Origin of the sequence: Bradyrhizobium algeriense, assembly GCF_036924595.1 — a bacterium.
In the GTDB taxonomy this organism is placed as follows: domain Bacteria; phylum Pseudomonadota; class Alphaproteobacteria; order Rhizobiales; family Xanthobacteraceae; genus Bradyrhizobium; species Bradyrhizobium algeriense.
The window spans coordinates 1074797-1101675 of the sequence record NZ_JAZHRV010000001.1 but is presented as its reverse complement, the minus strand read 5'-3'; the positions used below and the strand labels follow the sequence as shown (position 1 = coordinate 1101675).

General features: G+C 63.4%; 20 protein-coding genes and 1 other RNA gene. 14 read left to right on the top strand and 7 right to left on the bottom strand.

The annotated features are described in order from the left end of the window. Positions 1–7 precede the first annotated feature (7 nt). Positions 8–508 carry a tripartite tricarboxylate transporter TctB family protein gene (locus tag V1286_RS05250; protein WP_334478028.1) on the bottom strand — a complete coding sequence of 167 codons (501 nt, stop codon included), beginning with the start codon at positions 506–508 and terminating at the stop codon, positions 8–10. Between the two features lie 383 nt (positions 509–891). Between V1286_RS05250 and ssrA the strand changes: the two genes are divergently transcribed. From ssrA to V1286_RS05225, 5 genes are all read left to right on the top strand, one after another. Further along, positions 892–1258: a transfer-messenger RNA gene (gene ssrA, locus V1286_RS05245) on the top strand. A gap of 157 nt (positions 1259–1415) precedes the next feature. Further along, positions 1416–1931: an SspB family protein gene (locus tag V1286_RS05240; protein ID WP_334478026.1), complete on the top strand. Its 516-nt coding sequence runs from the start codon at positions 1416–1418 to the stop codon at positions 1929–1931. Positions 1932–2002: 71 nt separating this feature from the next. Beyond that, positions 2003–3418: a class II fumarate hydratase gene (gene fumC / locus V1286_RS05235; protein WP_334478024.1), complete on the top strand. Its 1416-nt coding sequence runs from the start codon at positions 2003–2005 to the stop codon at positions 3416–3418. Between the two features lie 282 nt (positions 3419–3700). Then, the gene (locus tag V1286_RS05230) at positions 3701–3907 is read left to right on the top strand and encodes a DUF4169 family protein (protein ID WP_334478022.1); all 207 of its coding nucleotides are present in this window, start codon (positions 3701–3703) and stop codon (positions 3905–3907) included. Then, positions 3904–4161, top strand: coding sequence for a ribbon-helix-helix domain-containing protein (locus V1286_RS05225; protein WP_334478021.1), 258 nt, complete (start codon positions 3904–3906; stop codon positions 4159–4161). Before V1286_RS05230 ends, V1286_RS05225 begins: the two co-directional genes overlap by 4 nt. A gap of 61 nt (positions 4162–4222) precedes the next feature. Here the strand turns inward: V1286_RS05225 and V1286_RS05220 are convergent, their stop codons facing one another. Then, positions 4223–4813 (bottom strand): tetratricopeptide repeat protein, encoded by a 591-nt coding sequence (locus tag V1286_RS05220; RefSeq protein ID WP_334478020.1) that lies wholly within the window; start codon positions 4811–4813, stop codon positions 4223–4225. Positions 4814–5123: 310 nt separating this feature from the next. On the opposite strand from V1286_RS05220, the gene V1286_RS05215 reads away from it, so the two are divergent. After that, a complete protein-coding gene (locus tag V1286_RS05215; protein WP_334478018.1) occupies positions 5124–6713 on the top strand; it encodes an ABC-F family ATP-binding cassette domain-containing protein in 1590 nt (529 codons plus the stop codon). On the opposite strand, the gene V1286_RS05210 is transcribed toward V1286_RS05215, so the two are convergent. Together V1286_RS05210 and V1286_RS05205 are read right to left on the bottom strand one after the other, a co-directional pair. Next, positions 6710–10363: an AsmA family protein gene (locus tag V1286_RS05210; RefSeq protein WP_334478016.1), complete on the bottom strand. Its 3654-nt coding sequence runs from the start codon at positions 10361–10363 to the stop codon at positions 6710–6712. The two genes, V1286_RS05215 and V1286_RS05210, sit on opposite strands and share 4 nt — an antisense overlap. Before the next feature lie 172 nt (positions 10364–10535). After that, positions 10536–11768: a cytochrome P450 gene (locus tag V1286_RS05205; protein ID WP_334478015.1), complete on the bottom strand. Its 1233-nt coding sequence runs from the start codon at positions 11766–11768 to the stop codon at positions 10536–10538. A 109-nt stretch (positions 11769–11877) separates the two neighbouring features. On the opposite strand from V1286_RS05205, the gene V1286_RS05200 reads away from it, so the two are divergent. After that, positions 11878–12489, top strand: a complete 612-nt coding sequence (locus tag V1286_RS05200; protein WP_334478014.1) for a TetR/AcrR family transcriptional regulator — start codon at positions 11878–11880, stop codon at positions 12487–12489. 112 nt (positions 12490–12601) lie between these two features. On the opposite strand, the gene V1286_RS05195 is transcribed toward V1286_RS05200, so the two are convergent. Beyond that, positions 12602–13903, bottom strand: a complete 1302-nt coding sequence (locus V1286_RS05195; RefSeq protein WP_334478013.1) for an MFS transporter — start codon at positions 13901–13903, stop codon at positions 12602–12604. A gap of 323 nt (positions 13904–14226) precedes the next feature. Here V1286_RS05195 and V1286_RS05190 point away from each other — a divergent pair, with 323 nt between their 5' ends. The 3 genes from V1286_RS05190 (at position 14227) to V1286_RS05180 (ending at position 19583) form a co-directional block, all read left to right on the top strand. Further along, positions 14227–16152 (top strand): adenylate/guanylate cyclase domain-containing protein, encoded by a 1926-nt coding sequence (locus V1286_RS05190; RefSeq protein WP_334478011.1) that lies wholly within the window; start codon positions 14227–14229, stop codon positions 16150–16152. A gap of 136 nt (positions 16153–16288) precedes the next feature. Beyond that, positions 16289–17422, top strand: a complete 1134-nt coding sequence (locus V1286_RS05185) for a phosphatase PAP2 family protein (protein WP_334478010.1) — start codon at positions 16289–16291, stop codon at positions 17420–17422. A gap of 124 nt (positions 17423–17546) precedes the next feature. Next, positions 17547–19583, top strand: coding sequence for a S8/S53 family peptidase (locus V1286_RS05180; RefSeq protein WP_334478009.1), 2037 nt, complete (start codon positions 17547–17549; stop codon positions 19581–19583). Between the two features lie 26 nt (positions 19584–19609). Here V1286_RS05180 and V1286_RS05175 read toward each other — a convergent pair whose 3' ends face one another. Both V1286_RS05175 and V1286_RS05170 read right to left on the bottom strand, forming a co-directional pair. Beyond that, positions 19610–20584 (bottom strand): hydroxyacid dehydrogenase, encoded by a 975-nt coding sequence (locus tag V1286_RS05175; protein WP_334478008.1) that lies wholly within the window; start codon positions 20582–20584, stop codon positions 19610–19612. A 102-nt stretch (positions 20585–20686) separates the two neighbouring features. Further along, entirely contained in the window at positions 20687–22726 is a 2040-nt protein-coding gene (locus V1286_RS05170; protein ID WP_334478006.1) for an adenylate/guanylate cyclase domain-containing protein, read from the bottom strand. Positions 22727–22927: 201 nt separating this feature from the next. Between V1286_RS05170 and V1286_RS05165 the strand changes: the two genes are divergently transcribed. The 4 genes from V1286_RS05165 to bufA2 all read left to right on the top strand — a co-directional run bounded on the left by V1286_RS05165 (position 22928) and on the right by bufA2 (position 26782). Beyond that, a complete protein-coding gene (locus V1286_RS05165) occupies positions 22928–23659 on the top strand; it encodes a cytochrome c biogenesis CcdA family protein (protein ID WP_334478005.1) in 732 nt (243 codons plus the stop codon). Between the two features lie 138 nt (positions 23660–23797). Continuing rightward, the gene (locus V1286_RS05160; protein WP_334478003.1) at positions 23798–24262 is read left to right on the top strand and encodes a DoxX family protein; all 465 of its coding nucleotides are present in this window, start codon (positions 23798–23800) and stop codon (positions 24260–24262) included. A gap of 90 nt (positions 24263–24352) precedes the next feature. Further along, positions 24353–26137, top strand: coding sequence for a thioredoxin domain-containing protein (locus V1286_RS05155; RefSeq protein ID WP_334478001.1), 1785 nt, complete (start codon positions 24353–24355; stop codon positions 26135–26137). 381 nt (positions 26138–26518) lie between these two features. After that, the gene (gene bufA2, locus V1286_RS05150) at positions 26519–26782 is read left to right on the top strand and encodes a BufA2 family periplasmic bufferin-type metallophore (protein ID WP_190241832.1); all 264 of its coding nucleotides are present in this window, start codon (positions 26519–26521) and stop codon (positions 26780–26782) included. Positions 26783–26879: the final 97 nt, after the last annotated feature.

Sequence of the window (26879 nt, the reverse complement as noted above, 5' to 3'; positions counted from 1 at the left end):
CACGCCCTCAACGGATCAAGAAAGTCGGCAGGAGCTGCAAAGGCAGACCGAGCGCGTAAGGAAACAAAAGGCTGCAGAACGCCGTCAGGCAGGCGCCGACGATCAGTGTTTCCACCCACCGTGTCTCCGGTGTTCCGCATGCCGCGATGACGAAGCTTGCCATGGCCGCGAAGATCATTCCCATCGGCCGGATCGTGAAGGCAAACGACAGGATCGCCAGCGACACAAACAGAGGACCCCGCCAGTGGTATTTCGCGAGGTGAGCGCCTTCGGTGAAAACGCCGACGAGGGCGATGGCAGCGCCCAGGCCCAGCAGCAGAAATCCGAACATCCGGGGCGCCGTGCCGGCACCGAACGAAAATCCGCGCATGCCCTGCAGGTCGCTCGACGCCCAAAGGGCGAACAGGGCGATGGCCATCAGCGCAAGGCCGCCGATAAAATCCTGCGGGCCGCGGACCCATTTCGGCAAGATAGATTCAACCGGCGTATGGCCCGGCGTGGCGTTCATGGATACTCCTCCCCAAAGCGGGCTTCGAGCCCGTTGCTTGGATAACCTGGATGCTTGTCCCGGAAACTTGCTAGCGAGTTTCCTCAGACAACGCCAGCAAAACCCAAAACGCTTCCAAGCCGAATGGCAAATGAAATGCAAAGCTGCAATCAGGCCCAGCAACGGGGCCGCAGATCGCAACCTTCGATTGGTGCATCGCAGCCCCCGAACGATTGGCGATCGGCCGCGCGATCCGCACGGCCTGCTGGCGAAAATTCATGCAGCGCCGGGACGCGATCGGCACCCGTCGCACCAGGAACGGTCGAATTCGTGGCGAAACCGCAACTGAGCGACATCAAACCGAAAGTATTACCTCGTGTTCCCCTCTTGTTCAGCGCCTTCGGCCCCTGTTTTTCTCCAAAATTGCGCCCTATATTGGGGGTGCCGGTTCGCCGGCTATGGAAATAAATGACCGTCGCAATAAACCATTCGGACCCGGGGGCAGTACCCGGCGCCTCCACCCAAGCCCACCCTTGCCCACCTTGCAGCATGGGTTTCGGCGGGGGCGAACCAGGATCGACGAGGGCGTAAAGGGCGAGTTTTTTCCCGGTATGGTTCCGCCGTTATCGGGCTATGCAATAGTTGCAAACGACAACTATGCTCCGGTTGCTCAGGCTGCGTAACGCAGTTTGAAAGACCAAGTCTAAAGTCCTAGTGGGTTAAGCTCCGCTAGGCGGGGTTCGGAGGCACCTGGCAACAGAAGCCTCCACTTTATTCTTTTTATTTCCGGCCGACGACGCCGTTCTGCCGCAAATTCGCTCCGTCACGCCTGCTGACCTGCGGCTCCCCCCGGGGTAGCATGGCGCAAAGGGGCGAGTCGGGGGACCGGCGGCCATCCAACGTAACAGGACGACCATACAGGACGACCATGGCGACCGATCACATCCGTTATGACGTGCTGGCGCGCGACGCGCTGCGCGGGGTCCTGCGCCGCGTGCTCACCGACGCCGCCGAACACGGCCTGCCGGGCGAGCACCATTTCTTCATCACCTTCCTTTCCACCGCCGACGGCGTGAAGCTGTCGCCGCGGCTGCTCGCGCAATATCCGGAAGAAATGACGATCATCCTGCAGCATCAGTTCTGGGACCTGGTGGTGACGGAGGATCGTTTCGAGGTCGGCCTGTCATTCGGCGGCATCCCCGAGCGGCTGGTGGTTCCGTTCGCGGCGATCAAGAGCTTCCTCGATCCTTCGGTGCAGTTCGGCCTGCAGTTCGAGCCGTCGGAGACGGCGGCCGAGGCACCGGCGGCGAAGCTGCCGGCTGTCCCCGCTCCGTCCGCCCTGCCCGTCGCCGCGCCGGAGCCCGCCGCGGAAAGCAAGGACGAGCCGGCGAAGACGAGCGAAGGCGCTGAAGTGGTTCGGCTGGATCGTTTCCGCAAGAAATAATCCAAGCGCGAGAAATCGGCTACGCTGTAGTGTAAACGTTCCGCCACTTCACGGCGCAACGGACATGACGCATGGCCCGCACAGAAACATCTGGAAACAAATCCACCCGCAGTGAGACCGACAGCTTCGGTCCGATCGACGTTCCCGCCGATCGCTATTGGGGCGCGCAAACCGAGCGCTCGCGACAGAATTTCAAGATTGGCCAGGACCGCATGCCGATCGCGATCGTCCATGCGCTCGGCATCGTCAAACTCGCCGCCGCCCAAACCAACCGGGAACTCGGATTGCTCGATGCGCGCCGCGCCGGCGCCATCATCCGTGCCGCACGCGAGGTGATCGAAGGCAAGCTTGACGATCACTTTCCTCTGGTCGTCTGGCAGACCGGCTCCGGCACCCAGACCAACATGAACCTGAACGAGGTGATCGCCAACCGCGCCAACCAGATGCTGGGCGGCGAACTCGGCGCCAAGAAACCGGTTCATCCCAACGATCACGTCAATATGAGTCAGTCGTCGAACGATTCATTTCCGACGGCGATGCATATCGCTGCCGCCGGACGCATCATCGCCGACCTGATTCCGGCGCTCGACGAATTGCATCGCGAATTGCGCAAGAAGGAAAAGGCCTTCGCAAAAATCGTCAAGATCGGGCGAACCCACACCCAGGACGCAACGCCATTGACGCTGGGACAGGAATTCTCGGGCTACGCCGCGCAGGTCGAAAGCGGCATGGCGCGGCTGCGCATCGCGGTGAAGGATTTGTTCCCGCTGGCGCAGGGCGGAACGGCTGTCGGCACCGGCCTCAACTCGAAACCGAGATTTGCGAAACTGTTCGCCGGGCACGCCGCGAAAATCACACAACTGCCGTTCACCAGCGCGCCCAACAAGTTCGAGGCACTGGCTTCCAACGACGCTTATGTCTCGGTGCATGGCGCAATCAATTCGGTGGCGACCGGCCTGTTCAAGATCGCCAACGACATTCGCCTGCTGGGCTCGGGCCCGCGTTCCGGTCTCGGCGAATTGATCCTGCCGGAAAACGAACCGGGCTCGTCGATCATGCCCGGCAAGGTCAACCCGACCCAGTGCGAAGCGATGACCATGGTCTGCTGTCAGGTGTTCGGTAACCAGACGACCGTCACCGTTGCCGGGAGCCAGGGGCATTTCGAACTGAATGTTTACAAGCCCGTATTGGCATATAGTATGATGCATTCCATTCAACTGCTGTCGGACGCGACGCGTTCGTTCACCGAACACTGCGTGGTGGGCATACGCGCCGACGAAAAGCGAATTCGCGAATTGATGGAGCGCTCGCTGATGCTGGTCACCGCGCTGGCTCCCAAGATCGGATACGACAACGCGGCGAAGGTCGCCAAATCGGCGCATGCGCGCGGAACAACATTGAAGGAAGAGGCTGTACGCCTCGGCCTTGTCAACGACGCCGAATTCGAACGCCTGGTGCAGCCGGACAAAATGACACACCCGGGCTGATCGCCGCGGCGGCGCTCCCCCCGGGAAACTACGGGGTGAGAGATATAAATATTATGGATCATTGCTGAAGAATGAGGTTGATCATCTATCGCGGTTGCGTCGACGCATGGTAGGAGCAAGCATTGTTCGGTTTTCGCAGAGCGAAATATATTTTTTGGTGCTATCACAGAGTACCATACGGGGATTCTGAATGACGGTCGAGTTTGCTTGCGCGCCGCGCGAAAATATTTGCTTAAGTCATCGATCATCATGCCTTCGAGTCGCCGGATGATGGAAGCGCACATGGCAGACCTGATCAACCTGAAGCGGTTCAAGAAGCGCAGCGAGCGGGAACAATCGGCAAAGCGAGCCGATGCCAACCGCGCACGGTTCGGCCGCACCAAGGCCGAACGCGCTCTCGATGAACGTCGCAAGGATCGCGCCGGCGATCTCTTGGATCAGCACAAGCTCCTGGACCAGCACAAGCTCGATGACGGAGACGCGTCATGAAGTCACCCGTCGTCAAGCGCTCGATCGTGGTCGCCGGCCACAAGACCAGCGTCAGCCTCGAAGAGGCTTTCTGGAACGGCATGAAGGAAATCTCGAGCCTGCGGAACATGACGCTGTCCGAACTGGTCGGCGAGATCGACAGCAATCGCCAACAGGGCAATCTGTCCTCGGCGATCCGTCTCTTCGTGCTCGACTATTTCCGCACCCGCGCCATGCCGGCTGCCGCGCCGGACGCGCCGCGGCCGCAGGCTTAAGGCTTCGATCAGCGCGAGCGCGCCCCCGCCCTGCTCCATAGCGCGTTCAATAGAGCAACGCTCAATAAACGAGTCCGGTGCCGGGCGGCTTTTCGAGCGCCGCAGCCAACGACCGATATTCGTCGCAGCCCGTGCCGCAAATCGCTGCGATCCGGCTCAGATGATACGACGCCTGGTCGCGATTGCCCTGCTCGATCTGCCACAGGCCGTAATACTGCCAGGTCAGCACGTGGTTCGGGTCCGCCTTCAGCGCGCGCTCGTACCAGGTCTGCGACAGCTTGTAGTCGCCGAGCTTGCGATAGGAATAGCCGATCAGGTTGGCGACGCCGGCGTTATCGTCGTGGCCGAGCGCCTTGAGCTGATCGATGGCGGCAGCATAATCGTTGCGCTCGTAGATCGTCGCGTGAGCAGCACGGTATCCCTGTCGGAAGGCGGCATCGTCGGCGTTCGACTGTTTAGTAGGCTTCTTCCTGGATTTGGAGCTCGACCTGGGAGCGGACCTGGTGTCCGGCGGCGGCGGGCTGGCCGAAGGCGGATCACCGCCGCCTCCGCCGCCTCCGCCCCCCGCGGCAAAGGCCGGAACGGATGGCGGCGATGCGATCAGAGCCACCGAAAACAGTGCCAGCGTTGCGAGCTTGATTGCTGATTTCATCCGCGAACCCTCCGGTTTCCTGCGTGAGCGAATCCATGGTCCAGCCGCAGGTACAGACCCCGCCGGGCGGCAAGTATTCCGCCTGCCGCGCAGAGGCGCTGCGCGTTGCGGCAGGCTGGACGAATGACGGCAATGTATCTAATTGATTGGCCGTTGCGGTTCCCTGCCTAACTGGCGGGCGGAACCCGACGACCGACGGAAGACGACGACCGACGGAAGAAGACCCGTCACAGAGAAACCCTGGAGAGAGAAATGGACATCGCAAAGCTGACCGCGCCTCGCGACCTCAGTCCATTTTCGGAAGCTCTCCATGCCTGCCTTTCTCGTTCTGGATTCCATCTCGCTGGCCACGCCTGACGGGCGCCCGCTGTTCGATGGATTGACGCTTGCCATCGGGCGCGAGCGCACCGGCCTTGTCGGCAGCAACGGCTGCGGCAAATCCACATTGCTTCGCCTGATCGCGGGCGAGATCGAACCTGCGGGCGGATCGCTGCAACGCATCGGCTCGATCGGCATGCTCGCGCAGCTGACCGATGAACGGCTGACGGTCGACGAGGCGCTCGGCGTCGCCGGCGATCTTGCCCGCCTGCGCCGGCTCGAACGCGGCGAAGGATCGCTTCAAGAATCGCTTGATGACGCAACCGAAGCGGACTGGACGCTGGAACCGCGGATGCAGGCGGCGCTGACTGATGCCGGACTGCCGTCACTGCCGCTGCATCGCCCGATCGTCTCCTTGAGCGGCGGCGAGCGAACGCGCCTCGCGCTGGCGCGCCTCCTGATCGAGGCGCCGGATCTCTTACTGCTGGACGAGCCCACCAACAATCTCGATACCGACGGCCGGCAGGCCGTGGCGCAGTTGCTCGAACGCTGGCGGGGCGGCGTCCTCGTCGCCAGCCATGACCGCGCGCTGCTGGAACGCGTCGACCGCATCGTCGAACTGACGCCGGTCGGCATCAGCATATTCGGCGGCGCGTGGTCCGCCTTTGCCGAAGCGCGCGAGGCGGCCCGCGCCCGCGCCGCTGATGACCTCGACCGCGCCTCGGATGCCCTGCGCAATACCGAGCGCACGCTGCAGAAGGCGCGGGAAAAGAAGGCGCGCCGCGACAAGGCCGGCCGCGCCTGGCGCGCCAAGGGCATCGAGGACAAGATGTTCATGGACCGCGAGAAGGAGCGCGCCGAGAACAGCGCCGCGCGCGAGAGCCAGCTCGCCGGCCGCCTGCTCGGCGAGCGCGCCGAGGCGCTGGAAAAAGCCAGGGCGCAAGTCGAGATCCTGACGCCGCTATCGATCGATTTGCCGCGCACCGATCTGCCCGGTGGGCGCGAACTCATCGCCTTCAAAGACGTGGTGATGGCCTTCGGCGAGCGCCATCTGTTCGGACCGCTGTCGTTCGATGTGCGCGGACCCGAGCGGATCGCTATCCGCGGCGCCAACGGGAGTGGCAAGACCACCCTGTTCCGCCTGCTCACCGGCGAGCTGAAACCTGCGCGCGGCGACATCGGCCGCCGCACCGACCGCATTGCCGTGCTCGATCAGCATATCGGCCTGCTCGACCCCTGCTTAAGCATTCTCGACAATCTGCGCCACCTGAATCCGGAGCTCTCGGCCAACGAGGCCCACGCCGCGCTGGCGCGGTTTGCGTTCCGCAACCGGGCGGCGCTGCAGACCGCAGCCACGCTCTCAGGCGGCGAGCGGCTGCGCGCGGGCCTCGCCTGCGTATTCGCGCGCCCGCAACCGCCGTTCCTCCTGCTGCTGGACGAGCCGACCAACCATCTCGATCTCGCTTCCATCGAGGAACTGGAAAATGCGCTGCAAGGATTCGATGGCGCGCTGATCGCCGTCAGCCACGACGAGGCATTTCTGCAGGCAATCGGGATTAGCCGCGAGATCGTGCTCGGCTAGTTCGAGCGCGGCGGCGGATTGGCGACCTGCGGCGTCAGCGCAAGCGGCGGACGCGGCGGCCTCGGCTTGGCGGCGCCCGGCGCGGGCCTCACGTCGATCGGCGGCGGCAGCGGCGCAACCTGCGGCTGGCCCGCGACGGGCGCGGGCGGCGCATTGACCACGGGTGGACGCGGCGCCGTCGCCTTCTTCGCCGGAGGCCGCCGTGGGTCGCGACCCTTTGGCGTCACCAGTGCGGGCGGCAGCGTCGCTTCCGGGATCGGCAATTGTCCATCCACGGGCGGCAGCACGATCGGCGCCGGCGCCGGCGGCGGCGGTTCGCCACGTTCGATGGCATCGAGCCTTCGGGTTTCGTGATCGATCGCGCGGACCGCCAGCCATGACGCCAAAGGGGCAACGTCGACACTGCGGCTCAGCGCGTCGGGCGTGCCCACGGCAAGCAGTTGAATCTCCGGACGCCCGGTCGTCATCGTCAGGGAAAGCGCGGCGCGGATATCGGCCTGATCGGCGGCGATATCGTATCCGCCGGAGACGGTGGCCCGCACGCCATTGCCGTCCAGCGTCGTGGCGCCCACGCGAAGCCGGCCGTCCCTGACGGTGAACGGGATCTGCGCGGAAGGAACCGCGAGCGCGCCGGCCGGAAGGGCGGCTTCGACGATCTGCTTCAATCGGACGTCGTCCTTTGCCTGCCCGCTGTCATTGGCGCGGACCGCTACTTCGAAGGCGCGCGGATCGAGGCCTGAGATCCGCGCCGCCTCCAGCGTCAGCGTTCCGCTGCCGGACAGCGCGCCCGCCAGCGCCGAGGCGCTGCGGCCCTGACTCGTCAGCGTCATCTGCATCGACGCGCGGCCGGCAGGCATCGCGAGGTTGCGATAACGCAGCGCCGTGCCGTCGATACCGGAGAACTGGACGCTCGCGTTCAACGCAATGCCGTTCGCGCCCGGCTTCGCATCCACACTGGCGGTGACCTCGCCGCCGCCGATCTTGCCCTTGATGGCATCGAAGGTCAGCGACTGGCCGTCGCTCTTGACCACGCCGCTCACCGGCTGCAATTCGCTTCCGCCCGGCAGCAGGCCGCGCAATGCCTGAAACGCGATCCTGCCGCGCCAGCCCTTCGCGAGCCCGGTGCTGAGCGGCTCGGCGGCATCGTGTCCGGCGGCGCCGAGCGCCAGGGCAAAGGCCGGCGCCAGCGCGAGCTGCTCGGCGCCGATTTCGCCCTCGATCTCCTTCTCCTCGCCGAGCGTCACGGCGAGGCTGCCGCGCAGGCGCGAACCGCCGAGGCTGCTGTCGAGGTCGTCGAAGGTCAACCTGTTTCCGGTGAGCTGCACGCGCGAAGACAGGCCGATGTTCTGCGCCAGCGTATCCGCCGGCTTGAGATCGAGCAGCGGCCCGAAATCGGCGCGGCGAATCTTCAAGGAGAGACTGCCGTTGGCCTCCTGCGCCCATGGTTCGGCGGAGCCTTCCGCTTCGGCTTCAAGTCCCGTTCCCGAGATCTTTGCCTTGAGCCGCAACGGCCCGCCCCACGTGCCTGTCGCACTGCCCTCGAATTGCGCCGGGCCGTCGCCCGCCGCCACCGCGCGATCGAGGCCGAGCAGGACAAGCAGCGCGCGGCCCTGCTCGGACGACAATTTCGATTCGATCCCGACATCACTCTGCCGGAGCGCGGTGAGATCGATGCCCTGGATGGCCGCCACAGTTGGCCTTGCGGTGATCGTGGTGACGCCCTTGAGCAGCGCCGAGTCGAGGTCGGCCGTGGCGCGCGCCTGGACGCGATCGGACTGTCCGGCAATCCTGGTGAGATCGAGCGCCAGTTTCAGGCGCGCCGGGCCCGTGCCGGGCGCCATCGCATTGAGCCGCGCGGCCAGCGCCGGTGAAAAGGGGACGATCAGGCTGGTCAACCGACTGAGCGAGGCGGCGCTCGAATTGAGCGCGAACCATCCCGTCGCGCTGACGCGGTCGAAATTGCCCGCACCGTCCAGCGTCACGCTTTCAAGCTGGCCGATCTTCAACTGCTCGAGCGATATCTTCGCCGGCGAGTAGGCCAGTCTGGCGAGCAGCGGACTAAGCTCCTGGCCGGCGGAGGTGGCGCGGCCGATGTCGAGCGAAAGCTTTCCCTCATCCGGCCACTCGCCTTGCGGACCCGCCAGCGACCGCGCAAAGGCCGTGGCGGCATCGAGATCGAGACGCTCCGCCTTCAGTTCCGCATCGACCCGGGAGCCGTGAATGGCTTGCCGGTGCGACACCACCACCCGCCCCTCCACCGTGCCGCCCTCGATGTCGGCTTTCATGGCGTCGATGGCAAAGCCCTCAGGCGCAACGGTCACATCGCCGCGCAGCCGAAGCGGCTTCTGGCTGCGATAGGCGATCTCGCCGCGGCCCTGCAGCCAGGTCAGCAGCGCCTCGGGATCGGAGGATTCGACGCTGAGCGCGGCCTTGAAGCGGTCCGGCGCAGCGACCGTCGCACTGGCCTCGCTGAGCGAAACCCTGGTGGCGCCGGGCGCGCGGAACTCCAGTCTTCGCAGATGCCAGAATTTGTCGTCACCATGCAGCTCGGCAGCGATGTCCTGCAACGGGCGTCCGCCCAGCATGACCTGCTCGGAAGCGAGTTCGACCTGCGCGGGGATCGGCAGATGCGGAATGACTGATGTGAGCGCCCGCAGCGCCGGTAACGCGCGAACCGGCTCAGTGGCATTATCCTTGACATTGTCCTTGGCGACGAACCTGTCGGCATCGAGCTGACGCGCCGATAGCGCCGCGCGCAACAGCGGCGCCACCCCGAAACGGATGTCGCCATTGCCTGAAAGTTTCAGCGCGCGCTCCTCGGCGCCATAGGTCACCTCGATTTGATCGAGTCGCGCCGCCGAATAATCGGCCTTGACCTTCCCGGCAATGCGCCACGGTGGATCGTTACCCTTGCCTTTCTGGCCGGGAGGAGCGGCCAGCGTGATCGCGCCTTCGAAGCGGGGGCTGCGGGAATCGAAGTTCAGCACGCCGTCGAGATCTGCCAGGAGCAGGCGCTGGCCCGGGTCGATATTGAGATGAATGCGGGTGCCATTGCCGTCAGGGCCCTGCCCCGAGGAGACGCGGAACGGATAGCGCGTGCCCGACAGCATGAAGTTGCCGTCGCCGCGGACCGAGCCGGCCAGCGAGCGCACGTCGCCACTGAAGGCGATATCGTTCAGTTCGAGCGTGCTGCGGCTGGCCGCGTCATGGAGGGCGATGCGCCCGGTGAGATTGAGCCGGTCGATCGCCAGCGAACCCAGATTGACCGTCCCGGTCGTCGCCGGCCAGTCGATCCGCCCCTTCGCGTCGAGCCCGAGATCGACCGACATGCCGTTGATCGTCAGTTCGGTGGCGCGCACCTCGCCGCGCATCAGCGAGCCCAGGCTGAATTCCACGTCGAGCTTGTCGGCGCGAACCTTGCCGAGATCGTTGGCGCCGCCGACCACGACCGAGCGCAGTTGCAGGGACGGCGCCGGCAACAGCCGTGCGTCGAGCTTGCCGCCGACCCGGACCGGCGCGCCAACGATTCGCGTCGCCTCAGCCTCGAATTGCGGCCGGAACTGGTTCCAGTCAATGAAATATGGCCCGACGAGCGCGGCAATCAACGCAATGATGAAGGCGATTGCCAGGCCGAGCAGCGTCGTCTGCACGGTATCTCCCCTTGAACCGCCCCGGCGCGCAGGCCGCGCTACGCCGAACCCGGCCCCGGAGCAGCCCGGAATATAGAGGCAAGTGCGGCGATGTCACAGCGGCATACTGACAGACGCCCCAACCGGCTCCAAGCACCGGAGCCGAGGGTTAAAAACGCCCCGCCGGGGGGCCTTACCAGCTCGCCGGCAGGCGTTTCAGGCCGCGCAGCACGAAGGTCGGCCGCCATTCCGGATTGACGGCGTCATCCAGCCGCAGGTCCGGGATCCGCCGAAGCAGGGTCGAAATCGCGACCTCGGCCTCGATCCGCGCCAACTGGGCGCCGAGGCAGAAATGGATGCCGCCGCCAAAGGACAGCGGCCTTACATTGGGCCGGGCGATATCGAGGCGTTCCGGATGGTCGGGATAGACCGCCGGGTCATGGTTGGCCGAGCCCAGCAGGCACAGCACGCTCTCGCCCTTCGGGATGCGTTTTCCCCCGAGATCGTCGATGTCTTCCAGCGCCACCCGGCCGGTCAGTTGCACCGAGGAATCGTAGCGCAAAAATTCCTCGATGGCGTTGGTGATGAGCTCGGGCCTGGCCTTGAGCAGCGCAAGCTGGTCGGGATTGCGATACAGCGCCAGCAGGCCGTTGCCGATCAGGTTGACCGTGGTCTCGTGGCCCGCGCCGAACAACAGAATGATATTGGCGGTCAGTTCCTCGTTGGAGAGCTTGCTGCCGTCTTCCTCGGCTTGCACCAGCTGCGTGATCAGGTCGTCACCGGGGGTCTTCCGCCGCAGCTCGAACATCTGCTGGAAATACATCGCCGCCATCGCATTGCCGGCGTTGCCCTGCTTGATCTCGTCCGGCGTCAGCGGCACCGGATCGAGCAGGCGTCCGCCATCGCGCGAACCGGTATAAAACACCTCGCGATGCTCTTCGGGGATTCCGAGCATGTCGCAGATGATGGTGACCGGCAGGCGGAACGCGAAATCCTCGATCAGGTCCATCTTGCCCTGCGGGATGATGCGGTCGAGCGTCTCATCGACGATCTGCTGGATGCGCGGCCGCATGTCCTCGACCCGGCGCGCGGTGAAGGCCTTCACCACCAGCCCGCGCAGGCGGGTATGGTCCGGCGGATCCTGCTGCAGCATCCAGTGGCTCATGCTGCGGAACACCGGCTCGTCCATGATCTTGGGACCGTAGCGGCGAATGGTGCGCTCGACATAGTCCTTGCCGAACCGCTTGTCGCGCACCACGAGGCTGGCCTCGGCGTGGCGGCTGCAGACATACACGCCGAGCGGCGTCAGGTGCACCGGATCGGTGGTGCGCATCCGCTCGTAATGCGGATAGGGATCGCGAATGAAATCGGGGGACAGCGGATTGAACAGCGGCGCGCTACTGGCAGTCTGAACGTGCTCGTTCATGGTGACCTCAACTGGTTGCTATGCGCAGTACAGCGCGTTTCCCCCGGGTCGAGCGATCGAAACTCGATACATTGTTGTATTGAGTTGCATTCTCGCCTAAACTGGGCAGATGTCAAGAGTGCGAACGAGACCCACCAGGGACGACACCCGCGAAAAGCTGTTCGAAGCGGCGGCGCGCGTGTTCGAGGAACAGGGAATCGGCGGCGCCAGCATCGAGGCGATCGCGGCGGCGGCCGGCTTCACGCGCGGGGCGTTCTATTCGAACTTCAAGAGCAAGGACGAACTGATCATCGCCATGCTCGAGGATCACGTCGAGCAATCCATCGGGCGCATCCGCGACCTGCTTGAGAGGCACAGGAACCTTGCGGATTTCATCGATGCGCTGAAGACCATGAACCGCAGCCAGCAGGATCCGCTCGGCCGCTCTCCCCTCTTGCACATGGAAATGATCCTGTTCGTGGCGCGCGCCGAAAAGCGCCGGCCTGAACTCGCCAAGCGGCTGCGCGCCCGGCGAAAGCTGGTCACCGACATCATCGAGACCACGGCCAGGAACAGCGGCAGGACGACCATTCTCAACCCGACATGGGCCGGCGCGCTGGTGCTGGCGCTGGAGGACGGCTTCCGCCTGCACCGCCTGATCGACCCCGAGACCACGCCACCCGACAGCTTTTTTCGCGCCATCGGCGACCTGCAGAGGACGATGGGAATTTCATCGACCTGAGACGAAAATATCCGCCTCGTGATCGGAGACGGTGCGGAAGTGCTGCGAAAGACGTTCGACATTGAAGCGCGCGCCCGATGAGCGGCGATCGCGAGCCTTGCAATAACGGCAGCTAACCCGCGTCGCTTCTGATGTGCGCCTTGTGCATTTGTCCCGCGACCGCCCTCACCTTGCCCGGCGACGCCCGCCAGATCGCAACCGCCGACAGGATGCTGACGGCGATGCCGATCGCAAAGGCTGACGTGTAGCTGCCCGAAAGATCGTACAGCACCCCGGTCGCCCACGGGCCCGCGGCGCCGCCGGCCAGCGCCGCCAGCATGATGGTGCCGAAGATGCTGCCATATTGCTTGCCCTGAAAGATTTCCAGCACCACCGCGCCCATGATCGACGTCAGTCCATAACCGAGAGCGCCCTGCGTGAAGATCATGAGATAGACCAGCGGCAACACCGGCGCGAATTTCAAGGCGATCAGCGCGGCGAAACAGATCGCAAAGCCGGCGCAGCTGATAGCCCAGATCCATTCGCGCCCGATCCGGTCGGAAAGATGCCCGAGCCAGATCTGGCCGGGAATGCCGAGCAGGCTGACGACGCCGAGCGCCCACACCGCGACGTTTGCGCTGAAGCCGATGTCGAGCAGAAATTTGGTCTGGTGCACCTGCACCGCGTACCAGATGTACAGGCCACAGAAGTAACCGATCGCAATCCACCAGAACCGCGCGGTGCGCAGCGCGCGGCCAAGCGTCCAGTCAGTGCCGGCCCACACGGGATCGACGACGTTCGAGCGAGGCGCGGCCGATGTCGCCGACGGCGCCGCATCGCCATCCGGCAGCAAGCCGATATCCTCGGGGCGCTTGCGCAGCAAGAAATTGATCGGCGCGAGCACGGCGAGCACCAGGATGCCCATCGCTGTACAGGCGGTGCGCCAGCCGGTCTGCTCGATCAAATGCTGCACCCACGGCAGCAACGTTACCGAGCCGATGCCGACGCCGGCAAAGGCGAGCCCCATGGCGAGCCCGCGGCGGCGAATGAACCAGTTCGGCAGAAACAGCGATTGGCCGGAATAGCCGAGGCAGACGCTACCCGCGCCGACCAGCACGCCAATCGTGAGATAGAGATGCCATGGCTGCGTCGTCAGCGGCGCGAGCAACAACCCGCCGCCCATCAGCGCGACGCCGAGCTCCATCACCGCGCGCGGCCCGAGGCGATCCATCATGCGCCCGATCAGCGGACTGACGGCACCCGACACCACGAAGCCGAAGGAGAAGGCGCCGGCCGTGACGCCGCGCTCCCATCCGAACTCGGAAATGATCGGCGGAAAGAACAGCGAGAACGCCGTCCGCGCATTGACGCCGATCGCCATGGTGACGAACGTCACGACGACAATCAGCCAGCCGTAGAAGAAGGGGAGATGCATGGGGGGATTTTCGTGTGCATTTTCTTCGATGTCTCGGCAATGAGGATGTTCTTGGCAATAGTCTGATCGACCATCACCTTCGCATCCGCGACTCAAGATGACACGAATTTCTCAGGGACCGTACCCGGATGTGGTTTCGATGCACAACCTTATCCGGTGTTTCACCACTTAATCGCTTTAGAATTGTGACGCGCCTCGATCGTTTCGCTTGTCGAGGGGCCTCATGGTTGGCAGCTCTTGATTCGGAGTGCTTTTCGCGCAGCTCTTGCGTGTGGTTCCATACCATCTAAGATGTAGCGCCCGGATCGCGAAATTGGTTCAACATGAACGATGAAGCGGTGGACAAAGGCGAAGAACAAGCCGCCCGGACCGGGCGATTTGCTGTACCGGGTGCAGGCGTTGCACTCGTGCGTCAAGAGACCGTCGTGCTGCTGGTCGATCTCGTGGAATCGGTGCGGCTCATGCGAGAGCACGAAGCTTTCACCGTTCGCCGATGGGCAGACTTTGTCGGCATCGTCACTACTGAGATACTGCCGCGCTATCGCGGCGTCCTGGTGAAGAGTCTCGGTGATGGTCTTCTGGCGCGTTTCGAGACGGTGCCTGACGCCGCTGATGCCGCCGCCGCGATGCATCGGACACTTGCCGCGCAGAACGTCGGCATGCCCGAAGACCAGCATTTCGACCTGCGCGCCGGAATCAACGCCGCGATGGCATGGAGCGACGGGATCGATATCTACGGGACCGGCGTAAACCTGGCGGCGCGGCTGGCAACGCTGGCCGGCCCGGGCGAGACGATTGCCAGCGCCTCAGCGCATGAGCAACTGGCGGCCGCCCTGGCAAGCCTTGCGAACCCCGGCGAGACCATCGGCAGCGCCACAGCACGCGACGAGCTTACGCATGGTGTTGACGCGTCGTGCGAAGACCTTGGAGAATGCATTCTCAAACATTTTGACAAGCCGGTTCGGGCCTATCGCGTTGGCCCGCCTAGTCCGCTTCCAAGCCTTACTCGGCGGCGCGACTATGGAACGGCCATGCAGCCGACCATTGCCGTGATCCCCTTCTCTGCGAGGAGCGACAGCCCAGCGATTTTCGATGTCGGCAACCTGATTGCCGACAGCGTGATCTGGCGACTGTCGAAGGCAGCGGACCTGAAGGTGATTTCACGTCTGTCGACCGCCGTTTTCCGCGGCCGCGCGAGCGATGTCGGAGAGGTGTCGGCACATCTCGGCGCCACCTATGTCCTCAGCGGCGCGTATGTTGCGGATGCCGGCAAGATCATGGTGAGTGCCGAACTCTCCGAAGCGCGCAACAACCAAGTGGTCTGGACCGACCGACTGAACGGCGAAATCGGCGATCTGCTGAGGCCGGAAAGCGAGCTGGCGGATCGCATCGCCCAGGCAGTGCATTTGTCCGTCCTCGACGCTGAGGTCGAGCATATTTTGACCCAGCCGCTGCCGACCCTCGAGAGCTACTCGCTGCTGCTTGGCAGCATCAAGTTGATGCACCGCTCCAGCAAGGAGGAGTTTCTCCAGACGCGGAGAATTCTTGACGAACTGATTAACCGGCATAGCCGGATCGCGGCACCGCGCGCGTGGCTCGGCAACTGGTACATTCTGCAGGTGACACGCGGCTGGTCTGAGGACCGCAAGCGCGAGGCGGTCGAGGCCTTAAGCGCAACCCACGCCGCCCTCGACCGGGATCCGTCGGACGCGCTTGCGCTGGCGACCGAGGGCTTTGTCTACTGTCACTTGTTGAAGGATCTGGAGACCGCTCGCAAGCGCTGCAACGAGGCTGTGAATGCCAACCCCAGCCACGCCCTCGGCTGGCTCTATCTCGGCACCGTTAACGCGTTCATGGGGGAAGGGAAAGCGGCTGTGGACGCGACACGCCGCGCGATAGAGCTCTCTCCGCTCGATCCGCAACGCTACTACTTCGAGTGCCTTGGCGCGGCGGCAGAGCTTTCCGCGCATCAATACGAGAATGCTGAAAGGCTTGCGCGCTCATCGCTTGTGCACCACCGCATGCATTCTTCCACATGGCGGGCCCTGACGATCTCGCTCGTGGCGCAGGATCGAATGGATGAAGCGCGCGAGGCGCTCGCCAGGCTGCGACAGCTCGAGCCGCAATTGACGGTGGAGCGATATCTTGCGCGCATGCCGAATGCGGCGCTCGAAACCGGCCGGCAATGGGCGTGCTGTCTGGCCATGGCGGGGTTGCCATCGGGAAACGGCAACTCGAACCGGCACTGATCCTGGAGAAAAATATCTCGCTCGTGTGAAGCAGTACACATTCGGAACGAGCACAAGCGGACAAGTTTAAATCACGCGCTTACTGGCGGAAAGCCGACTTACTCACAGGGCTGACTTACTCACAGAGGAGGCAGAAATGGCTCAACTGGGCGGAGCGGGAGGTGCAGGCGGAGCTGGTGGCGCGGGCGGCGCAGGGGGTGCAGGCGGAGCCGGCGGCGCTGGTGGGGCCGGCGGCGCTGGTGGGGCCGGTGGATCATTCCTTGGCACGATGGCCGATGCCTATGCCAATTCGATCATGGTGGATGCGCTCATCCGTGGGCGCGAAGGAACGATCGTTATTCCCGAGAATCCGACGTCCCCGTACTTTACGTACTACGGACCGACATTGCCGACGCCCATCGATGGCGAGAGCCAGATGGAACGCTGGGAGCCGTGGGTTCGCGCCTACACGGCGATCGGCGAGATGATGCGGGGGATCGACTTTCAGGCGACCAGCACCGCATTCCGGGTCTTGTCGGGCGCATCCTTGATTGCGGAAATCGGACGTCCGCAAGAACTGACGTTCAGGGCACAAATCCCGATGGTACTTAGCTGGGCCGAACTGCGTAACGAACGTGCGACCGAAATCCTGGCGCAGATCGATCCCACGTACGCTTTCTGGTCGTCGATCATCTACATGCATCCCGACCGGACCAAGCGCACATTCGAACTCATCAACATGGTGTTGCAATTCTGCGTTTACGTGGAGATGCGCTTCAAGCATGCCTTGGCGTGCTGGCGCCCGGTCGAATACAACGCCCAGGTCCAGCCGATGATCACGACCCCGGGGCATGGGGCCTTCCCGAGCGGACACGCAACGCAGGTCCATGCGGTAGTCTACGTGCTGAAAAGGCTGCTAAATCTCGGTACGGGATTCCCAACAGTGACCGCACAGCTCGACCGCCAGGCGGCGCGCATCGCAACCAACCGTGTCGTAGCGGGAGTCCACTTCCCTGTCGACAGCATGGCAGGACGCATGTTGGGCGTGGCGTTAGGCGAGTATTTCGTCGGGCGTTGCACGGGGGTCGAGACATTCATGAGCCGGAGGTTCATCGCCACCGGAATCGACGGCGCTCCCACCACCGACTTCAATCCGTTCGACCCTGCCCAGGCGCTCGGCACCGGGTCATTCTACTCGGCAACCGCGGGAGCGAGCATCGTGAAGTCGGATTTGATGGAGCATGTATGGGACAAGGCGCAGGATGAGTGGGATGGCAAATTTGGGCTCTGATTGATTCAGAACCAAAGTACTAGATTCTTGTTTCGACGCGCTTTCGTCACGCGAACCGGAATCCTCCTCGCTCGAAAACGCTATCGGCCAGGGATCATTTGTAACCCGAAGTGGAGAACGTTCCATGGCCGACAGGGAATTTCCGAACTGCTTTGGCCCGTACCTCCGGTACGCAATCGATTCTGACTTCGCGAACTTCTCGACCGACTTCGAGGATTTCGGGAAGAAGTTTCGGTTTTTCGATGAAGATCGTTTCAGGTTGCTCCTGCTTGTGGAGTTGAAGCAGGTTGAATTCGTGCGCACGTTCGAGAGTGCCATGATTGCGCGCGAAGATTTCGGCGTCGAGTTCGGCCCCGACGTTGGCAATACCCGATATGTCACGATGCGCTGCCGCAAAGCGGCGGTGACCGACGAGCATGGAGCATTCCCGATTTGGAGGGAGTATGTTTCCAGGGTTGAGCTGTCGCTTCCGGTGCGGCCGTCGTCCCCGGAAATACTCAATAGGAAAGCTGTCCTTGCGGATCGCTACGATGAGGGCAAGGATCCGCCCGGAGCACTATTGATCGGCATGCTCGACGATGGCTGCCCGTTCGCCGCGGCACATTTTCTCAAGACGACCGGTGCTGTCAGCACGCGGGTGCGGGCCATCTGGGACCAGAACCAGGACAAGCAGCCGGTCACAATCAACGGACGCGATTTCGGCAAGCGGCTAACGGATTTCGGTTACGGTCTCGAGTACCGGCGCGATTTCGCAACTCTTCTTGCGCCCGGGGAAATCGGTCTTGACGAATGGATAGGATTGCATTCGACGTCACAAAACCGCATTAACGAGGAACACTGTTACGCAGAGGCTGACTTCACCAGTCTCAAGTACCGGGAGGCGCACGGTGCGCATGTGATGGATGTGCTTGCGGGGCGGATTCCGACCTCTTCGCGTATTGGTCCCTCGCCTCCGGGTGACCGGCGCGACCCGCCGAGCTGGAGGCCGGGCACCGACGTTGCCTCGAGCGCCGAGGTGGTGTTTGTGCAATTCTCGGAGGACAACCTCCGTGACGCGACCGGCGTCTGGCTCCCGACCTATGTCGTCCAGGGCATCCAGTATGTGCTGTCGTTTGCCAAGCCAAACGTCACCGAGCGCGTGCTCATCAATCTCAGCTACGGACCGACGACCGGACCGCACGATGGCATGGGGTTGCTGGAGGAGGCATTGAGCGCGCTCGTTGCCGACTACAATGGGAGCGGCGGGAAACCCAACCTCGAGATCTTCCTCGCGGCGGGCAATTCCTACCTTACCGAGGGCCACGTGGTCTTCCACAGGCACCATGACCAGCCTGACCACGTCGAATGGATCTGGCGCCTTCCTCCGGACAATACGGTGCTTTGCTTCTGCGAGGTGTGGATGAAGACAGCCCATGCCAGCGGTGTTACTGTGACCCTGACATCGCCCAGCGGTATTCCTTACACAATGCCAAGCACCGCTACCTCGCTTGCCGGGGTGGACGGGCCGATCACGTGGGACGCCGATGACACGATGTGGCGGCTTGAAGTGAAATCCACCGTCGCTTCAGCCGGACTCGTGGCGGAGCATGGGGACTATAGAATCAGCGTCGCCGGTGTGCCCCACGACCATCACCATTACGCCGATGTCCACGCATACGTCGCACGCAGCGACCCGAACATGGGCGTTCGCACAGGCGCCAAGCTTTCGTATTTTGTCGACCCCGAGTGGGAGCGAACCCGGTCGGCAGCGGCCAGTTGCACCCGCGTCGACGGAGAGTTCGACAAAGCCGGGTCGCTGATCCATCGCCTCGGCACCCTCAACGGGATTGCAACCGCCTACGACGCCGACGTGCACGTCGCCGGTGGTTACGTGATCCTGGATAGGCGGAAGTCGCCTTATTCGTCCGCGGGCCCAGCGCGCCCCTACTCACCACGCGTCGGTCCCGACTATGTGCTGCCCTGCGACGAGTCGTACGCTCTTCAGGGCATACGCGCCGGAGGCACCAGGAGCGGCGCCGTGTTTCGCCTGATAGGCACCAGCACCGCGGCACCGCAACTGGCGCGGCACCTTGCGGATCACCCGACCCTACCAGTGCGCGACGCCCCCAGCACGACAATCGAGCAGCACAAACGGGGCGGCGGCAATGTAGACCCGCCATAGGGCGAGTTGGGCGCCGAGCGTGACAATCATCTCCGTATCCAGCGATCGGCGTTGACCGCGCCGATCGGTATCTTGCCGGCGACAATCTGCTCCACCTGCCGCACCGTTTCCAGCGACTGGCTCTCGATCGCCGGCGGCGTCAGTCCGCCGATATGCGGCGTTGCGATGACGTTCGGCAGTTTTGCCAGCTCAGGCGACGGCATCTGGTCCAGCGCGCGGCCGACATCCATCGCGGCACCGGCGATGCGGTTTTCGCGCAACGCCGCTGACAACGCGGCCTCGTCGACGAGATTGCCGCGCGACAGGTTGATGAAGAAGGCATGGCTCTGCATGCGCGCCAGCGCCGCCTGCCCGATCAGGTTTTCGGTTTGCTCGTTGGCAATAGCGAGACAGACGACAAAGTCAGCGCGCGCCAGCAGATCGTCGAGCGGCACATGCCGGATCGTGGCATCGCTCACGGTTGCAAAGGGATCAGCGACCAGCACCTCCATCCTCAGCACCTTCGCGATATCAGCCAGGTAACGGCCGATGCTGCCGTAGCCGACAATGCCGAGGCGGCTGCCGGCCAGTTGCCGGCCCATGATGATCTCGGGCTTGCGCTCCGAATGGTAGTCGGCGGTCGCGCGCGAGACACCGCGCGACAGATCGACCATGAAGCCGACCGCGAGTTCGGCGACCGATTGGACGAAGCCCGGCCCGGCCCGCGTCACCAGCACGCCGGCCGCGGACGCGGCTTCGACATCGATATTGCGGATATCGACCGCGCAGCGAACGAAGGCGCGCAGTTTTGGCAGCGCTGGAAATATCTCGCTTGGCCCCGCCGTGAGCCGGTCGGCGACGATGACGTCGACGTCGCCTGCGGCCTCGATCAGGCCGGTGGCGTCGAGCGCGTCGCTTGATTGATGCAGCTTGACCTGTGCGATGGCTTGCAGCCCCTCGAGGCTGCGCGCGCCATAATACTGGGCGCGAGACTGGGGCGTATGGGTCAGCAGGATTTTCAACGCTGGCGGCTTCCCTGTCGATCGCCATGACATGTGGCGTCACGGCCGGCACATCTATGGCAAAGCCGCCGCCTCGCGCAAGGCTGCGGCGGCCGCGTCGGGCTACTTGGATCGGGCGACCGTCGTACCGTCCCAATCTTCACCGGCGGGATTTTCGAGCTGCTGCCGGCAGCGTTCGATCATCGCCGATGACGCAGCATCGTTACGGATTTCCAGCACGCTCTCGAACGCAGCAATCGCGGCCTTGAAATCACGCGCGCGGAAGGCGGCGAGGCCGGATTCATACGAGGCCACCCAGTCGGGGGCGCCGCCGAACTCACCGGCCATGCCCAATAATTCATAGATCTGCAGTCCGCCGGCGCGGCCATAGACCGCCAGCCGGTCGAGTTCGCGAACCACGATGCTTTTCCCCGCCAGCCGGCGCGTTTCGGGGCCGATGATGATCGTGGAGCCGTACGCCTTGTTGGTGCTCTCCAGCCGGCTCGCAATATTCACGGCATCGCCGATCACGGTGTAATTCAGCCGGACTTCCGATCCGATATTGCCGACCAGCATGTCGCCGGAATTGATGCCGATGCGAATCTTGACGCTCTCGCCGTGGTCGTCGACGAGGCCGGCCTCTTCCACCGCGTGCCGGCATGCCAGGGCCGCCCGGCAGCAATCGACGGCATGATCGGGATTCGGCGCCGGCGCGCCCCAGAACGCCATCACGGCATCGCCGATGAATTTGTCGATGGTGCCGTTCTGGTTTTGAATCTGCACCGAGACGCTGTCGAAATAGCGCGACAGCAGCGGAATGATGCGGTCGCCGAGACGCTCCGACATGCCGGTAAAGCCGGCGAGATCGATGAACATCACGCTCATCGGCCGTATCGCACCACCGAGGCGCGCACCATTACCGTCGCTGATCAGCCGCCTCACCAGGTCGGCCGGAATGTATTTACGGAACGCGGCAAGCCCCTGCGCCATGTCGCCGATGGCGCCTGAAAGATTCCCGATCTCGGTCAGCCGCGACGGATGCCGCTGCACCTTGTCGAGATCAAAACGCTCGACATGCCTGATCTCGTTGACCACCTTGATCAGCGGCGCGGCGATCAGGCGCTGGGCGAGCCATGCCGACAAGAGCCCGGCGAAAACGATCAACACCGCCAGCCCGATCAGCAAATTCCGGATCGTCATCTGCACCGGTCCGAGAAATTCCGATTCCGGCACCACCGTCACCAGCGACCAGCCCGGAAACGAAATCGGCGTCAGCACCGCCTGATAGGCCTTGCCGTCGCGAACCACCTTGGTGTTGAACGGCTGCCCTTCACCCGGTTCGTAAGCACTGGCGTTCTGTATCGCCTCGACCGCAATGGGAAACAGCGGATGATCGGTTTTCAGCGCCACCGCCTCGTTGGCGTTCGGATCGGGTGAGGCCACCACCTTGCCGTTCCGCTCGAGGATGAAGGCGCCGGCGGATTTTCCGACCGTGAGCTGCGACAGGAAATTCGACACCCGCGTCAGTTCGATGATGATGGCGATGACGCCGGCCGGCTTCTTATCGATGTCGAGAGGGGCCGAAAAAGCCGCTGCCAGCCGTTCGCCGCGCGGATGCGTCGTCAGCGTCGACCAGTATTCATCGTTGGTCTCTTTGGCGACCCGAAACCATTCTTGCTCCGTCACGGAATAGTCGGTTTCTTCGAACCAGCTGGCCTTGAGCCGAAGATCGTTGCCGACGAATTCGTAGCGATTGATGCGCATGTTGCGGTCGGGCGCGATCTCCAGCATTTCGATCACACCGTCGCCGGCTTTGTGGCCGGCAAAGAACGATCCATCCGGCCATCCGAACGCCACCCAGGAGATGGTCGGCTGCGACAGCAATTGCGACCGGAAAACGACTTCGCGTTTTCGGGCATCGCGCGGATCGAACACTTTTTCGGCGAGTAGCGTTCGCACCGCCATCATCGACGAGCGCGCCTCCGTCGTGACCGATTGCAGTTCGTCACCCACTGCCGAAACGATCTGGTCGTTGATGGTGTTGGCCAGCGTCTGGCTCACCTGATGGGCGGTGCGCCACCACAACAAATGCACGCCGACGGCGCTGACGACGATGGACGTCAGCACGAGGGCGGAAATGGCGGTGCGGATGCCGAGGCGCATGCAGGGTCCTGTTTCGCGGGGCCGCTTACCGGCTTTTACGCGACCATACCAGCGTATGTTTCAGCCGCGAGGCCGTTTCGGCACCCCGGACACGCCTCTGTGACCGAACTTGAGCCGTAATGGCGACGAAACTTATCGATTGTCTGTTCCGTACAAGCCAGTACGGCGCTATGCCTTGTGGCAATTCTCGAAGGTCATGCAATGCACGATGTTTCCATCCCGGCGGCCCTGATTGCCGGTCTCGTCAGCTTCCTGTCCCCTTGCGTGCTGCCGCTGGTGCCGCCCTATCTGATCTATCTCACCGGCGCGACCATCGAGCATGTCGCCAATGAGGAGACCGCGAAGACCTCCAGGCGGGCGGTGATGGCTTCGGCGCTGATGTTCGTGCTGGGCTTTTCCACCGTCTTCGTGGCGCTCGGCGCCAGCGCTTCCCTGATCGGCGGCCTGATCCGCGCCTGGTCGGCAGAACTCTCGATCCTGGCCGGCATCGTGATCATCATCATGGGCCTGCATTTCCTTGGCCTGACCCGGATCGGGCTGTTGATGCGCGAGGGACGGATGACGATGCCGAAGCCGGTCGGCCTGTGGGGCGCCTATGCCATGGGCCTCGCCTTCGCCTTCGGCTGGACGCCCTGCATCGGCCCCATTCTGGCAGCGATCCTGTCGATCGCAGCCGCTGAGGCCACCGTCACCAAGGGCGCCGGCCTGCTCGCGGTCTATTCCGCCGGGCTCGGAATTCCGTTCCTGCTGGCAGCCTTCATGATCGAGCAGTTCTCCTCGCTGTTCGCGCGGATGAAGCGGCACCTCGGCAAGGTCGAGCATGCCATGGGCATCCTGATGGTGATCACCGGCATCGGCTTCCTGACCGGTTCCGTCACCAGCATCAGCATCTGGCTGCTGGAGACTTTCCCCGCACTGCAAAATTTCGGTTAGGCCCGTAACAAGCGGGCCAGCCATTGCGAAATTCCTGTCAGGACCAGATCGCCGCAATCGCGGCCGTGGCTTTTTGTGCGCACTGGATTGAAAGAAGCCGCAGGTTGCGGCATCGCCAATAGTTAAAGGGGGATTCGCATGTATTTCATCGTCCATCTGCTCATCCTGCTGCCCGCGCAAATCGCATCGTATTTTTCCTGGGCCGGGCCCCTGATCATGCGGCTGATCGTCGGCTACACCTTCATGCTGTCCGGCTGGGGCAAGCTCACCCATCTTGAGCAGGTGACCGAAAATTTTGTCGGCTGGGGCATTCCATTCCCGAACATCCTCACCCCCTTCGTAGCCGGCGTCGAATTCTTCGGCGGCACCATGCTGATCCTCGGCCTGTTCACGCGAATCCCGGCCGCGATGCTGGCGGTGGTCATGGTCGTTGCCATCAAGGCGGCGAAATGGGGCGACGTCGATTCGCTGGAGACGCTGCTCGGCTTCGAGGAGGCAGTCTACTTCGCCGGCTTCATGTGGTTGGCGATCTGCGGTCCCGGCGCCGTGTCACTGGACCGGCTGCTGGTGAATGCGGCCGGCCGCAGTGAGAAATCGACCTGATCTCACAATGCTGTGACAGCGCCCGAAAAGCTGAGCCCGGATTTCGCCTGCCGCGTAGCTGGCGAAACGCCAGCGTTTCCGGGAGCCGCCATGAAACTCGTCCGCCTTGCCGCCTTCGCCCTCGCCGCCTTTGCCGCGTCTCCGTCGTTCGCTTCGGACGGGCCGAAATGGAGTGAATGGAGCGACGATCTGTTCGCCCGCGCGCAGGCCGAGCAGCGCTTCGTCATCCTCGATCTCGAGGCGGTGTGGTGCCACTGGTGCCATGTCATGGAGAAGACGACCTACGCCAATCCCGAGGTCAGGGAATTGCTCGCCGCGAAATATCTGCCGGTGCGGGTCGATCAGGACGCCAACCCGGATCTGTCGAGCCGCTATGGTGACTGGGGCTGGCCGGCGACCATCGTGTTCGGCCCCGACGGCACCGAGATCGCCAAGATCAGGGGCTATATCGAGCCGGAGCGGATGCAGGCGCTTCTCAAGGCGATCATCGACGATCCCTCACCCGGACCGTCGGTCGGCGAAGCCTTTGAGGTCAAGCCGTCGACCTCGGCCTTCCTCGACAAGGCGCAGCGCGCCGCGTTGACGAAGAATGTCGACGAATCCTACGAGGAAAAACTCGGCGGCTGGGGCGAGAACCAGAAATTCATCGACGCCGACAGCATGGATCTTGCGATCACCCGCGCCGAGGCCGGCGACGCCGTGGCAATCAAGCGCGCCCGGCAGACCCTGGATGCCGCTATCGCGCTGATCGATCCGGTATGGGGCGGCGTGTACCAGTATTCCGAAGGCGGCTCCTGGACCCGCGCGCATTTCGAAAAGATCATGTCGTTCCAGGCGCAATATCTCCGGCAGTACAGCCAGGCCTATGCGCTGTGGAAGGATCCAAAATATCTTGCCGCAGCACGCAACATCGAACGCTATCTCGCGGAGTTTTTGACCAGCCCTGACGGTGCGTTCTATGTCAGCCAGGACGCCGATCTCGACCACGATACCGATGGGCACAAATATTACGCGCTCCCGGACGGCGAGCGCCGCAAACTGGGCATGCCGCGCATCGACAAGAATTTATACGCGCGCGAAAATGGCTGGGCCATTTCAGGACTTGCCGCGTACTACAACGTTACCAATGATCCCAAGGTGCTGGCGGTCGCGGAACGCGCTGCGAAATGGGTGATCGACAACCGCGCGCTGCCGGATGGCGGTTTCCGTCATGGCGAGAAGGATCGCGGCGGACCATTTCTGGCCGACACGCTCTCGATGGGCCAGGCCTTCCTCGATCTCTATGCCGCCACGGGAAGTCGCAACTGGCTCACCGCCGCCGCCAAGGCCGGCGATTTCGTCGCGACCTTCCGGGATGAGGCCGGCGGCTTCGTGACCTCGAAGACCGCGGAAGGCAAGACCGGCGTGCTCGCAAAACCCGCCAAGCTGATTGACGACCAGGTGCAGGTCGCAAGGTTCACGAACCTGCTCAACCGCTACTTCGGCAGCGAGACCTATCGCGAGCACGCCGCGCACGCGATGCGCTATCTCGCCAGTGCCGCGGCCGGAATGATGCGTCCCGTACCCGGCGTCCTGCTCGCCGACGAAGAACTCGCGGCCGAGCCGACCCACATGACAATCGTCGGACACAAGGACGACGCCCGCGCGAAAAGCTTGCATGCCCTGGCCCGCGCGCTGCCGGCCCGCTACAAGCGGCTGGAGTGGCTCGATCTGCGCGAGGGCAAGCTGCCCAACTCCGACGTCGAATATCCCGACCTTGGCGAACCCGCGGCGTTCGCCTGCAGCAACCGCATCTGTTCGTTTCCCTCCTTCAATGCCGAGGAGTTGCGGGCCACGGTTGCGCAGATGGCAAGGCTGAAACCTGTGCGTGGATAGCTTGATTGAATCTCGTTGTGCAATGCAACCGACCGCCGCATCCCGGCTAATCCGTTGAAGCGCTGCGCTTTCCGCACGGCGCACGTGCCGCGAAGGTCTCTGTCATGCGCAACGAAATACTTTGGAACCGCCGGGGTTAGATATGGGCGGGATGTCCAAATGAAAAAAAGAAAATTTTCTTTTGAAACTTTGTAACCAAATCGCCCGATGCCCCGTAGCTGGCTCTGGATGAGCACCAAGGTCACGGAGACCCACCGTTTACGGCAGGCCTCCGCGACCCGATTGCCATCCGTCACATCGCTTGCGTTGTGGGGTCCGTGATCGAGAGATCAACGGGTGCGCACGGCGTATTGTCTTCAAACAATCATCGAGGAGATCGTCATGAAGTTGAATTCCAAGTCCGGTGCGACGCTTGCCGCTGCCGCTGCCACCCTGTTCCTCGCCGGCTCGGTGGTGTCGACAGTGTCGACATCAGCGAACGCCGCTGCGGGCAAGTGCATGGCCGGCAACGCCTGCAAGGGCCAGAGCGCTTGCAAGGGCGGGGCCAATGCCTGCAAGGGCCAGAACGCCTGCAAGGGCACCGGCTTCTCGATGGCCTCCGAAAAGGAGTGCGCCGCCAAGGGTGCCAAGTTCGTCAAGGGTTGATCGGCGGACCAGGTGCGAGGGAGGGCTCGGCGCTGCTGCCGGGCCCTCGTTGTTTCGATCCGGCGGCTGAAATAAATTCGGCCCCGCGCGTAACCAG

Coding starts and splice junctions, on each gene's coding strand:
- V1286_RS05250 (WP_334478028.1), bottom strand. CDS start 508: ATGAACGCCACGCCGGGCCATACGCCGGTTGAATCTATCTTGCCGAAA.
- V1286_RS05240 (WP_334478026.1), top strand. CDS start 1,416: ATGGCGACCGATCACATCCGTTATGACGTGCTGGCGCGCGACGCGCTG.
- fumC (WP_334478024.1), top strand. CDS start 2,003: ATGGCCCGCACAGAAACATCTGGAAACAAATCCACCCGCAGTGAGACC.
- V1286_RS05230 (WP_334478022.1), top strand. CDS start 3,701: ATGGCAGACCTGATCAACCTGAAGCGGTTCAAGAAGCGCAGCGAGCGG.
- V1286_RS05225 (WP_334478021.1), top strand. CDS start 3,904: ATGAAGTCACCCGTCGTCAAGCGCTCGATCGTGGTCGCCGGCCACAAG.
- V1286_RS05220 (WP_334478020.1), bottom strand. CDS start 4,813: ATGAAATCAGCAATCAAGCTCGCAACGCTGGCACTGTTTTCGGTGGCT.
- V1286_RS05215 (WP_334478018.1), top strand. CDS start 5,124: ATGCCTGCCTTTCTCGTTCTGGATTCCATCTCGCTGGCCACGCCTGAC.
- V1286_RS05205 (WP_334478015.1), bottom strand. CDS start 11,768: ATGAACGAGCACGTTCAGACTGCCAGTAGCGCGCCGCTGTTCAATCCG.
- V1286_RS05200 (WP_334478014.1), top strand. CDS start 11,878: ATGTCAAGAGTGCGAACGAGACCCACCAGGGACGACACCCGCGAAAAG.
- V1286_RS05195 (WP_334478013.1), bottom strand. CDS start 13,903: ATGCATCTCCCCTTCTTCTACGGCTGGCTGATTGTCGTCGTGACGTTC.
- V1286_RS05190 (WP_334478011.1), top strand. CDS start 14,227: ATGAACGATGAAGCGGTGGACAAAGGCGAAGAACAAGCCGCCCGGACC.
- V1286_RS05185 (WP_334478010.1), top strand. CDS start 16,289: ATGGCTCAACTGGGCGGAGCGGGAGGTGCAGGCGGAGCTGGTGGCGCG.
- V1286_RS05180 (WP_334478009.1), top strand. CDS start 17,547: ATGGCCGACAGGGAATTTCCGAACTGCTTTGGCCCGTACCTCCGGTAC.
- V1286_RS05170 (WP_334478006.1), bottom strand. CDS start 22,726: ATGCGCCTCGGCATCCGCACCGCCATTTCCGCCCTCGTGCTGACGTCC.
- V1286_RS05165 (WP_334478005.1), top strand. CDS start 22,928: ATGCACGATGTTTCCATCCCGGCGGCCCTGATTGCCGGTCTCGTCAGC.
- V1286_RS05160 (WP_334478003.1), top strand. CDS start 23,798: ATGTATTTCATCGTCCATCTGCTCATCCTGCTGCCCGCGCAAATCGCA.
- V1286_RS05155 (WP_334478001.1), top strand. CDS start 24,353: ATGAAACTCGTCCGCCTTGCCGCCTTCGCCCTCGCCGCCTTTGCCGCG.
- bufA2 (WP_190241832.1), top strand. CDS start 26,519: ATGAAGTTGAATTCCAAGTCCGGTGCGACGCTTGCCGCTGCCGCTGCC.